Here is an 11,670-nt window from a genome sequence, read left to right as displayed (position 1 = left end):
TAGTATTCCAAAAACAAAACACTAACAGACACGTAAAAAAGTGACCGACAAATTCCCTTGGTAATTAGCGATTACGACAGAATCGCTTGGTAATTAAGATACGACAAAGTCGCTTGGTGTTAACAAGTCTGAGTGAATTAGCTCATACCAGATCTTACAGTTTTGACTAATAGGTTTAGATTTATCTGACAGATATGAGCGATAACCGGTCATTGAGGTTGGCTAAACACAAGAGTTAGTTGATTGGTTAAACTACTCTTTGCGCATATATTCATGAAAATGAGCGACGCGCGCATATTGTTCCATTTAACTTTACTTAAAAGTTTTAGAAAACTTAGTGATAGTAATACCTTAGGTAATTTGTTAAAACTATATAATATGGAAAAGTGAGCGTTAAGTCGGCAGAGATATGCGCGATGAGCGCACTATTAAATTGTTGAACTAAGCCGCTACGCGGAGATCCTATTCTGACCATTTGAGCCACACTTACCTTGGGGTTATCCCATAACTTGGAGGTAAGTCATGAATACACTCATTGAACAAGTCAAAACTGAAATAGCCTATCGAGGTTATTCGCAAAGTACATGTAAAAGCTACTGTGAACATTTACTTAAACTCAGTCACTATTTTAATAAACCGCTTGACTCGATTACGGATGACGAGCTTAACGCCTTTTTTAACGATCCCGCTATTCGTAAACTTTCTAGAGCAAGTCAGAAAATACAAATAAACAGTATTTGGTTCTTGTTTAAGAATATTTTACATCGGCCATTGAACTTAGATATTGCACTGCCAAAAGCGAAGTCGCGCGCACCTACCTATTTATCACGTGATGATATGCGGGGGCTGATAGAAAGCTGTACGGATGATATGCGACTAAAAACGTTAATAGTGGTTTGCTATGGGTGCGGTTTACGTATTGGCGAATTGTTACGTATCAAAGTGCAAGACATCGATGGCCAGCGTAAAACCATTTTAATTGAACAAGGTAAAGGGGATAAGTCACGGTATGTTGTAGTTTCAGATAGCGTACTAAACCAATTACGCAGTTACTGGAAAATGTATCACCCAACGGGTTGGATGTTTTACTCGCGATTGTTAATGGATAAACCTATGTCAGCATCGACCTTCAGGAAGCCATTGAGAAAACACGCACAAGCGTGTGGTTTAAAACACTGTAATCCACATGCACTACGCCATGCTTATGCAACACATCAACTTGAATCAGGAATGCCACTTCATCAATTGCAACATCAGCTTGGTCATAGTGATATTAAAACGACACAAAGTTACTTACACTGGTTACCTGAGTTAGGGCATGGCGGCATTGATTTGCTTGCGAGTTGGAGTAAACAATGAGCGCTTTGCACCTTGCTGATATTTTAAACTCAAATCTTGAGAATTATCGGCAACATCATACGATGAGCTATCAACAACTGCGTGTCTGTCAGCACCTTAAATCATGCAGAACAGGTCAGCTCGGTTATCAAGCATGGCAATGTGATAGCTGTGGGGAGTCGCAGCAGATTGGGTGTAGTTGTCGAGACCGTCACTGTCCGCGTTGCCAAGGCATGGCCACGGCTAAGTGGGTGCGAAGACAGCAAGAGGATTTATTACCGTGTCGGTATTTCCACCTTGTTTTTACGCTCCCTCATGAGTTGAATATCATTGCTCACTATAACCCAAGTGTGTTGTACCAGTGTTTGTTTAAAGCCGTATGGCAAACGCTGTGTAAATTTGCGAAACGAAAGATGCATGGCCAGTTAGGCATGACAAGCGTACTGCATACATGGGGGCAGAACTTAAGTCAGCATATCCACTTGCATTGTTTGATACCCGCAGGTGCACTTGAAAAAACGCACTGGCATGAAATAGAAAAAGGCTATTTATACCCCGTAAAAGCGTTATCAACAGTCTTTAGAGGAAAAATGCTGGCGGCGCTCAATGAATGCGATAGTTCATTCGCGAAGATAAACACGCCAACCAAATGGTGCGTGTATAGCAAAGCCTGTTTAACGTACAGTGAAAAGCTAGTTAGTTACCTTGCTCGTTATACCCGAAAAGGCGTGATGTCAGAATCACGATTAGTGTCAGTGAATGAGCAATCAGTGAGCTTTAAATATCGCGATTATGCAGATAACAACCGCGATAAAGTAATGACACTGAGTTGTGATGAATTTTTACGGCGCTACTTACAACATGTATTGCCGAAAGGGTTTATGCGCATTCGCCACTATGGTTTTTTAGCTAATGCGTGTCGTAAGCGAAAGTTAGCCCTGATAAGGGCTCATGTATCCACCGCATGCAAAGCGGTGAAGCCCAAAACAGAGCAAGAACCATTGATATCGTATTGGCCTTGTCAGTCATGCAAGGCGGGTATCTTACGATTTATTGGTGTGATGAATTTAGATATGGCGGCAAATAAAATAGCGCGAACGAGTTAGCAGCCTTGCTTGCTGCATCAAATCAATGAGTTAACCTGCTTAACTGCTCAGGCGAGTCGCGACTGTGCGTGAGAAAAAGATCATTGCTTAACGGTGAAACATTAGGTTTAATAGGCACATAATAAACGCTGAGTAGCACAGGGATAGCTTAGATACGATAGACACGCCAATGGAATTGGTTTGATATCACTTAGGCCATAAAAAGCAAATACCCATAGCATAAATAACACCAACTCTGACACACCGAGCAGGTAGCGCCTCAGTCCAACAAGCGATTATGCAACACAAACTGCGTGTCGCATAAATACTAAAATGTTGAACTAAGCCGCTACGCGGAGATCCTATTCTGACCATTTGAGCCACACTTACCTTGGGGTTATCCCATAACTTGGAGGTAAGTCATGAATACACTCATTGAACAAGTCAAAACTGAAATAGCCTATCGAGGTTATTCGCAAAGTACATGTAAAAGCTACTGTGAACATTTACTTAAACTCAGTCACTATTTTAATAAACCGCTTGACTCGATTACGGATGACGAGCTTAACGCCTTTTTTAACGATCCCGCTATTCGTAAACTTTCTAGAGCAAGTCAGAAAATACAAATAAACAGTATTTGGTTCTTGTTTAAGAATATTTTACATCGGCCATTGAACTTAGATATTGCACTGCCAAAAGCGAAGTCGCGCGCACCTACCTATTTATCACGTGATGATATGCGGGGGCTGATAGAAAGCTGTACGGATGATATGCGACTAAAAACGTTAATAGTGGTTTGCTATGGGTGCGGTTTACGTATTGGCGAATTGTTACGTATCAAAGTGCAAGACATCGATGGCCAGCGTAAAACCATTTTAATTGAACAAGGTAAAGGGGATAAGTCACGGTATGTTGTAGTTTCAGATAGCGTACTAAACCAATTACGCAGTTACTGGAAAATGTATCACCCAACGGGTTGGATGTTTTACTCGCGATTGTTAATGGATAAACCTATGTCAGCATCGACCTTCAGGAAGCCATTGAGAAAACACGCACAAGCGTGTGGTTTAAAACACTGTAATCCACATGCACTACGCCATGCTTATGCAACACATCAACTTGAATCAGGAATGCCACTTCATCAATTGCAACATCAGCTTGGTCATAGTGATATTAAAACGACACAAAGTTACTTACACTGGTTACCTGAGTTAGGGCATGGCGGCATTGATTTGCTTGCGAGTTGGAGTAAACAATGAGCGCTTTGCACCTTGCTGATATTTTAAACTCAAATCTTGAGAATTATCGGCAACATCATACGATGAGCTATCAACAACTGCGTGTCTGTCAGCACCTTAAATCATGCAGAACAGGTCAGCTCGGTTATCAAGCATGGCAATGTGATAGCTGTGGGGAGTCGCAGCAGATTGGGTGTAGTTGTCGAGACCGTCACTGTCCGCGTTGCCAAGGCATGGCCACGGCTAAGTGGGTGCGAAGACAGCAAGAGGATTTATTACCGTGTCGGTATTTCCACCTTGTTTTTACGCTCCCTCATGAGTTGAATATCATTGCTCACTATAACCCAAGTGTGTTGTACCAGTGTTTGTTTAAAGCCGTATGGCAAACGCTGTGTAAATTTGCGAAACGAAAGATGCATGGCCAGTTAGGCATGACAAGCGTACTGCATACATGGGGGCAGAACTTAAGTCAGCATATCCACTTGCATTGTTTGATACCCGCAGGTGCACTTGAAAAAACGCACTGGCATGAAATAGAAAAAGGCTATTTATACCCCGTAAAAGCGTTATCAACAGTCTTTAGAGGAAAAATGCTGGCGGCGCTCAATGAATGCGATAGTTCATTCGCGAAGATAAACACGCCAACCAAATGGTGCGTGTATAGCAAAGCCTGTTTAACGTACAGTGAAAAGCTAGTTAGTTACCTTGCTCGTTATACCCGAAAAGGCGTGATGTCAGAATCACGATTAGTGTCAGTGAATGAGCAATCAGTGAGCTTTAAATATCGCGATTATGCAGATAACAACCGCGATAAAGTAATGACACTGAGTTGTGATGAATTTTTACGGCGCTACTTACAACATGTATTGCCGAAAGGGTTTATGCGCATTCGCCACTATGGTTTTTTAGCTAATGCGTGTCGTAAGCGAAAGTTAGCCCTGATAAGGGCTCATGTATCCACCGCATGCAAAGCGGTGAAGCCCAAAACAGAGCAAGAAGCATTGATACCGTATTGGCCTTGTCAGTCATGTAAGGTTGGTATCTTACGGTTTATTGGTGTGATAACCTCAGATATTTCGACGAATGAAATAGTTCGAACGAGTTAGCGGCTTTGCTTGCTGCATTAAATCAATGAGTTAACCTGCTTAACTGCTCAGGCTACTCGCGATTGTGCGTGAGAAAAAGATCATTGCTTAACGGTGAAACATTAGGTTTAATAGGTGCATAATAAACGCTGAGTAACGCAGGGATAGCTTAGATACGATAGACACGCCAGTAAAGTTGGCTTGCTATCGCTTAGGCCATAAAAAGCAAATTCCCATAGCATAAGTAACACCAACTCTGACACACCGAGCAGGTAGCGCCTCAGTCCAACAAGCGATTATGCAACACAAACTGCGTGTCGCATAAATACTAAAATGTTATTTCTCTAGAGGTTTATGAAAATATTTAAAGTGGTTTTGATATTAGTATTTGGAACTTTGTGTTTTTTATTCGGGAGTTTTTGGACACGAATGCAACTACTGGAATCTAGTCCAGTAAAGCTAACCCAGCCACTAACATTGCAAGCGACTCCAGATCAAGTTGGCCTTTTACCAGAGGGCACTACACTTTATTCATATTCAAGTGGCCCGAGCACTGAGACATATGTAGTATTTATTAGCTCACAAAATCTAATGATTGTAGAGCCAATTAAATTTCCTAATTTCATGACGGTTGACCCACTTTATGGCTATATCGATAGCGAGAAATAACAAAATGATGAAGACGGATTTGCCACAAAAGCGGTGCCAAACCGCTTATCAAAAGTGTTATAGGTCTATGTAGGAGAGTACATGATATCTAATAAATTCAGAATGGGTTTAATTCTTGCTTTGGTAATTATGTCAACGGAGCTTTTTGCCTCAGACAAGTATCAGATTACGGAAGGTAGTAGTATTGTAAATGGAATTGAATTAAAGGCTGTCGAATTTTCTATGAGTGTACCGGTATATCTTAATAGATATAGAACGACTACACCTGACAAGCTAATTATCAAATTCGATGAGGCGGGGTTTACCGAGTTATCAACTGAGACATACAGTAGTTCATATTTATTTTCTGTTGGTGAGGTTGAGCAATTTGTTGGAATTCTAACTAAAGGCAAGGCTGATGCAAAACACGCTCGATATTCTAAACAGGCTGGAAAATTTAGAGTTGGGCAGGTCGGTGGAAAACTGATAGTGAATATCGTGACACATTCAGGAGGGGAGCTTGGATACTATTCATTATTTACAAAACCTGTCTATAATTCGGCTACATGGGTTGAACATAGGCTTAATCTGGCCGAAGTTGACGCGATTATAGAAGTTCTCTCTTTAAAGAATAAAGTTGTTTCTTCATTGAGTGGGGAAACCAATGAAATTAAAGTAATTAAATTAAGTATGAGTATGCAGGGACAGAATTCGGCAACAGGTGGGCTTTCACTTAAAATAACCCAGAAAACAGATAAAACAGATTTGTGGGTTGAACGTGCTAAATTCAAACTTTCAGTTAGTAATGATGAAAAAAGGAGATTGAGTTTAGGGTTTAGTAAAGCCCTTAAATATCTAAAACATGCTAATTTGTCTTATGAAGATTTACCAGAGAAAAAATTTCAAATTGCAAAATTGAAATCGCAAGAGATTGTAGCTAGTGTTGAGTCGTTTGGAGGAAATTCTGATCGTTATCAGTTAACAACATATTTGTTGTCAGAGAATGAGTCCGAGCCAAGGTGGGTAATAATTTCTGAGGATCAGCTAGAGAAATTCATAAGCGTTATTAGCAAGTAAAGTTTATTTTGAAAAATTTTAGCTTTAAATTGCTAGAAAGGACCTATAACAAGGCCAAGAACTCGGAAACCAAAAGCTCCGCACCTTTTGTGCATTTGCTTCGCAAATTATTGCACAAAAGCTACTACACTTTTGGTTCCGGTGTTGGCGGCGTTAGCTGCTTAAGCTCATAAAGGAACAAGAGATGAGAAAATACATCATAGCTCTCCCAATCATCTTATCTGGCTGTATATCAAGCAATCCTATTAAGCCTGAGGATTTAAGCCATAATTATTTCGATACAGGAAGAAGTGTTGGATATAAAATTCAATCACAGAACCTAGAATACGACATCAAAGTTGCAGCACAGTGCGACTCCAACAAACAAAAGTATTCATTCTCATTCATAGATAAAAGCAGTGGACAAAGAGCTTATCAGCCCCAATGGTCTTTTTTCTTTAATGGAGAAAAAGATTATCGCTCATCCAAAGAATACGATGAAGCTGAATATCTTAATAAAGCCACAAATGTTCAGGTTGCTAGATATTTGGGCTCTTCAAAATATTCTCAAAAAGTTGACCTGTCGGCACCAGAACTACTCAACCTCCCAACGCTTTGTAAAGATAAATACACACAAATACAAAAAGATTCAGCCAAACGCAGAAAGCAAAGAATGGAAAAGGATGCAGAATTAGTTGCGTCCGTAAAAAAATCAACGGGGTTAGAGCCCATGTTTTCTGACAGCAACCAGAAAAATTTCAATGAGCTAGTTTATAGTTTCCAAACAAATGGCTTCGCTCAACATCAAAATAAATTTGTATGGACTGAGGATGGTGATTACAAAGTATCACAGGTCTTGGACGGTAAGCTTATGTTAACTAGTTACAGCACACGTTTACCACCAATAACCATCATTACAAACTTACCTGCAATTGAGGGGCAATTTTGGTCTAGCATTTCACGCGCACCATTAAAGTTTGTAGGCGTCACCAATTACACAACCGTTCTTGGTGCAACTAAACAAACTGTTGTTTTTCAGCAATTGTAATGCAGCTAACAAGGCAAGGCATTGGACTGTCAAAAGCGTCACTTAAATTGCTTACGCAATTACGTGCCACTTCTGCCAGCCCATGCTCGCGGCGTTAGCTGTTTAATGAAAAATTTGGAGTAATATGTCTCATTATTTTGGTATCGAAGAAATCAAGACAAAGTTAATCGTTGTGGTTGGAATGTCTTTGTCAGGTGAAGAATTTTGTAAAAGATACCGTATGGGGTCTGATGAGTATCATAAAGTCTATAATCTCGCTGATTACACGGCATTAACTAAAACTATCGTCAGCAATAATCTAATAGAAATTTCAGTTAAGGTTCGGTGCTTAGTCGACGCGTTGAGCTCTCAAGGAATTAAATTCCCAGTAGAAAAATCAATTACGACCTACGGCGCTGGTAGTTGTGCTGATGGCAAGAAAAAGATGAAAGGCTTTCGATTTATTTGTAATAAGATTATCCATGCTGATGGTTTTAATCTTGATTTCATTGGCCGAAAATCCTTACCTAAAGAAATGGTTTGGTGGTCAGGAGATATTACTGTTTCAGGGGCATATCAGGGAGAAAGGTGGGAGTTCTTCTTTTCTGTTTTAGACTGGTGTGACGAGGTACTAGAGTTCCTAAAACTGGCAGAGGCACAAATTGATAAAATTCAGGGGAGTTCGCGCGATCTTCAGCTACACAGCTAACAAATTGTTCAAGAGTGATTCGGCACGCGTGGCATTTTTACCATGCGTCAAGTTTAGTGGTTAGGTGGTATGCGGAGGCTTAGGTATTGCGTGCCTCACACCTTAACAAGGCGTTGAGGCTGTAGAATTACTCTTTTTAGGAACTGGTTCTACACAATTGACTTGATTGTTTTTTGACCTTGAACCCACAGGGTTACTGTGATCTAATAGATATTATTCACCCACGGTAAATTGTTATGGCCAACTACAAGCCTGACTTATCCTGCCAAAATAAATTCATTCCAATCAATTTTGCTGAGCAAATATTGCCAGGTACATTTGAGTATGCGCTTTGTTATATTGTCGAAAATAAACTCGATTTGTCGGGCTTTGACGCGTGGTATAACAATGATAAAACGGGCGCCGCTGCGTATCCTCCTTCAGTGATGCTAAAGATTATTTTACTTGGTTACGCACATGGTTTGGTTAGTAGCCGCCGTATTGCTAAGGCGTGTGAGACGAATATTTTGTTCATGAGTGTGTCGGGTGATATTCAACCTCATTACACATCTGTAGCGGGATTCGTGGCCAAAATGCACGAACAGATTGAACCGCTGTTTACGCAAGTACTGATGATATGCGACGAAGAAGGCTTGATAGGTCGTAACATGTTTGCCATTGATGGATGCAAATTGAAATCGAATGCGAGTAAAGAATGGAGCGGCACATTCGATGAGCTAGGGCGTAAAAAAGCAAAACTAGAACGCGCGAGTAAACGTATTATCGAACGTCACCAATCACAAGATAGCCTGAGCGAAGAGTTGATAACACAGGATTTAAAGCAAAAAGAAAAGCTGGATAAAAGTGCAGATAAAATCACGGAGTTCTTAGCGACCCACGAGGAAAAAACGGGCAGCAAAGGCAAGCCCATTAAAAGTAATATTACCGACCCTGATAGCGCGAAAATGACCACGTCAAAAGGTACAATCCAAGGCTACAACGGGATAGCGATAAATGACGATAAACATCAAATTATACTGCAAGCACAGGCATGGGGTACAGTGGGCGAGCAGCAAACCTTACAGCCAGCGGTTAAGCAATTAAAACAACAGCTCACTAAGCTCAATACAAAAAAAGAAGCAGATAATCACACCATAAAGTTTACCGCAGACAGTGGGTTTCACAGCGAAGTGAATCTTGATTTTATGGCGAAAAGTGGCTTTGATACTTACATTGCGGATAACCAATTTAGAAAACGAAATCCGCTGTTTAAAGAAAGTGAAACTTATGAGACAGAGCAAGAAAAGCGCCGACTAAAACGCAGTAAAGGCAAGCCACGGTTATTTACCTCAGACGACTTCCATTATGATGAGACGACACAAACCTGCCGCTGTCCCGCAGGCAATGAAATGTGGCGAAGCGGTATAAATGTAAACAGCCACAACCAAAAATATACGCGATTCTGCGGTTACTTAAAAGATTGCAAGGTATGCCCACTGCAACAGCAATGTATGCGAAAGCCACCTATAAAAACAGGACGGCAAGTTCAGTTTAAAAATGATGAATCGCGTAAAAAGCTAAGCTACATCGACAAAATGAAGGTCAAAATAGACAGCCCAATCGGGCGACGACAGTACAGCAAACGACTTGGCTGTATAGAACCGGTGTTCGGGAATATTACAGTTAACAAAGGCATGAATAAATTGACCTTACGCGGTCAAACGAAAGTGAATGCCCAATGGCAACTGTATTGCTTAGTTCATAATATAGAAAAGCTGCAAAACAGGACGCATTAATAAAGGTAAGCTGCTACCTCTCCAAATAAGCCACTTAAACACCTGTCATACCTTCCAAAAGCCCATTAAAGCAACAGCAAATCCTCTTTTTATATTTTACGTAAAATCGAAGTAACCGATTGAATCAAAATAGGAACTCGGCTATGGTTAATGCATCAATAAAAATAAATTAAAAAACGAGTTATTCTACAGCCTCGTTACAAACGTCCGCATCACGCCCTGAGGCATTCAACAAGTTTTTTCTACCACTAAAAGAGGAGAACCTTTCTCTTTTAGTGCTTTTAAATATTTTGATTCATCATAAGCTTTTCCTGTTTTCCAGCACCTAAATAAGATCCTTACCCATTTATAGGCCAACGCTCTTATTGCCGATTGGTGTGAATTACCTTTCGCTTTTTGCTGTGCGTAATAAATGCCCGCCCAATAAGATTGCCCTACGCTTTTCGAAGCCCACTCTATAAAGCTCTGACGGACAAATTTAGAACATTGCCAGCGCCAATGTACCCAGCTCTTTTGACCACTACGCTCTGTAACTGGCGATAAGCCTGCATAGTTTTGTATTTCTTGTGCGCTACTAAAACGAGATTTATCTTCCCCTAAAGCAGCTAAAAGCCTAGGAGCAAGGCAAGGGCCTGTGCCGGGAAGTGAAGCAAATATTGAGGCGTCATCCATACTGGTAAAAATTGAGCTTATTTGTGAGTCATACTCTCGAATATTGTTAATTAATACCAACATCTGTTTAGCCAATGCGATGACAAACGTTTGATAAGGTATAATTAAAGATTCGTCGTTAGTAAGAGGAATTGCCTCTTTTATAGATGCAATGCGCTCTGGGGTCTTCTTAACAGTGGGCCCTCCTCTGGAGTTTAATAGTTTGGCAACTGTATTTGTTCTAACGCGTTTCAATTCATTTAAGTTTGGGAATTTAATTAGAAAATTACAAAATAGCTCTGTATCTCTATGTGAAAACCACTCTAAGGGCTGTGTATAATATTGCTTTAGAGCATTAATGATTCGGTTCGCATGCCTGCGTTTGTCGTCTACAAGTAATCGACGTTGTTCGACAAGAAGGGCTAATGTTCTCGTTTTCTCGCTGCTTGGTTTTAGGGGGGTAATCTTCTTTGGATAATTCAGCATCATATCTAATGCTAATTCAGCGTCTGAAGGATCATCTTTTGAACCGCTGGGAAACATAGCTTGTCTGTATCGAGCAAGGGTTAATCCATGAATAGGATAAACTGTAACAAAGCTATATTTTTGCAAGGCGTATACTATAGGTCCTTTATTTAACTCAACTGCAACAGCAATATTGCCTTTTACTTTTTTATGTAATGCCTCAACCCAATCATTAATTGATTCAGGTGAGTGAGAAATTACGCTGAACGCCCGAGACTCTTCGTCTTTAACCTGCACACATATATCATGTTTTTTATCAGCCCAATCAAGGCCAACATATGCAGAAAAGTTATCATTTTTAGTATTCATGCCAAATCTCCGATTATTGAAATTTGTTATGCATTCTTTACTCTTCGAAAGAAATATAGACAGCGTTTGTAAGGCAAGCCCTGAGTATTCGTTTTGAGTAAAGTAACTCAATACTTCGAAAGAAAAGCGGTGATCATTAAATGATGCTGGCACAATATTCGTAAGTAAAGAGCACATAACCTCAACAATTCAAAGTATAGATTATTAAGGTTCAAAGACTATAA

Annotated in this window: 10 protein-coding genes; 9 read left to right on the top strand and 1 reads right to left on the bottom strand. The window is 40.3% G+C overall.

The genetic code is table 11. The annotated features are described in order from the left end of the window. Positions 1–522: 522 nt before the first annotated feature. The 9 genes from H5180_RS22905 to H5180_RS22865 all read left to right on the top strand — a co-directional run bounded on the left by H5180_RS22905 (position 523) and on the right by H5180_RS22865 (position 9,961). Complete coding sequence (locus tag H5180_RS22905) at positions 523–1,359, top strand: tyrosine-type recombinase/integrase (protein ID WP_145233014.1); 837 nt, start codon at positions 523–525, stop codon at positions 1,357–1,359. Continuing rightward, a complete protein-coding gene (locus H5180_RS22900; RefSeq protein WP_182759216.1) occupies positions 1,356–2,444 on the top strand; it encodes an IS91 family transposase in 1,089 nt (362 codons plus the stop codon). Before H5180_RS22905 ends, H5180_RS22900 begins: the two co-directional genes overlap by 4 nt. Before the next feature lie 401 nt (positions 2,445–2,845). Beyond that, the gene (locus H5180_RS22895) at positions 2,846–3,682 is read left to right on the top strand and encodes a tyrosine-type recombinase/integrase (RefSeq protein ID WP_145233014.1); all 837 of its coding nucleotides are present in this window, start codon (positions 2,846–2,848) and stop codon (positions 3,680–3,682) included. Further along, on the top strand, positions 3,679–4,767 hold the full coding sequence (locus tag H5180_RS22890) for an IS91 family transposase (protein ID WP_182759215.1): 1,089 nt from the start codon (positions 3,679–3,681) through the stop codon (positions 4,765–4,767). The genes H5180_RS22895 and H5180_RS22890 overlap by 4 nt, the downstream gene beginning before the upstream one ends. Positions 4,768–5,175: 408 nt before the next feature. Continuing rightward, positions 5,176–5,415: a hypothetical protein gene (locus tag H5180_RS22885; RefSeq protein ID WP_182759214.1), complete on the top strand. Its 240-nt coding sequence runs from the start codon at positions 5,176–5,178 to the stop codon at positions 5,413–5,415. Between the two features lie 81 nt (positions 5,416–5,496). Continuing rightward, positions 5,497–6,471, top strand: coding sequence for a hypothetical protein (locus H5180_RS22880; protein ID WP_131690272.1), 975 nt, complete (start codon positions 5,497–5,499; stop codon positions 6,469–6,471). Between the two features lie 184 nt (positions 6,472–6,655). Continuing rightward, positions 6,656–7,498 carry a hypothetical protein gene (locus tag H5180_RS22875; RefSeq protein ID WP_182759213.1) on the top strand — a complete coding sequence of 281 codons (843 nt, stop codon included), beginning with the start codon at positions 6,656–6,658 and terminating at the stop codon, positions 7,496–7,498. Between the two features lie 124 nt (positions 7,499–7,622). Beyond that, positions 7,623–8,186 carry a hypothetical protein gene (locus H5180_RS22870; protein WP_182759212.1) on the top strand — a complete coding sequence of 188 codons (564 nt, stop codon included), beginning with the start codon at positions 7,623–7,625 and terminating at the stop codon, positions 8,184–8,186. A gap of 236 nt (positions 8,187–8,422) precedes the next feature. Continuing rightward, a complete protein-coding gene (locus tag H5180_RS22865; protein WP_182759211.1) occupies positions 8,423–9,961 on the top strand; it encodes a transposase in 1,539 nt (512 codons plus the stop codon). Between the two features lie 228 nt (positions 9,962–10,189). Here H5180_RS22865 and H5180_RS22860 read toward each other — a convergent pair whose 3' ends face one another. Beyond that, positions 10,190–11,446 carry an IS110 family transposase gene (locus tag H5180_RS22860; protein WP_145239608.1) on the bottom strand — a complete coding sequence of 419 codons (1,257 nt, stop codon included), beginning with the start codon at positions 11,444–11,446 and terminating at the stop codon, positions 10,190–10,192. Between the last annotated feature and the right edge of the window lie 224 nt (positions 11,447–11,670).

The organism is Pseudoalteromonas sp. SR41-4 (assembly GCF_014163985.1).
GTDB classification, from domain to species: Bacteria; Pseudomonadota; Gammaproteobacteria; order Enterobacterales; family Alteromonadaceae; genus Pseudoalteromonas; species Pseudoalteromonas rhizosphaerae.
Note: the sequence above shows the minus strand (reverse complement) of the source record. Positions and strands in the feature narration are given on the sequence as shown.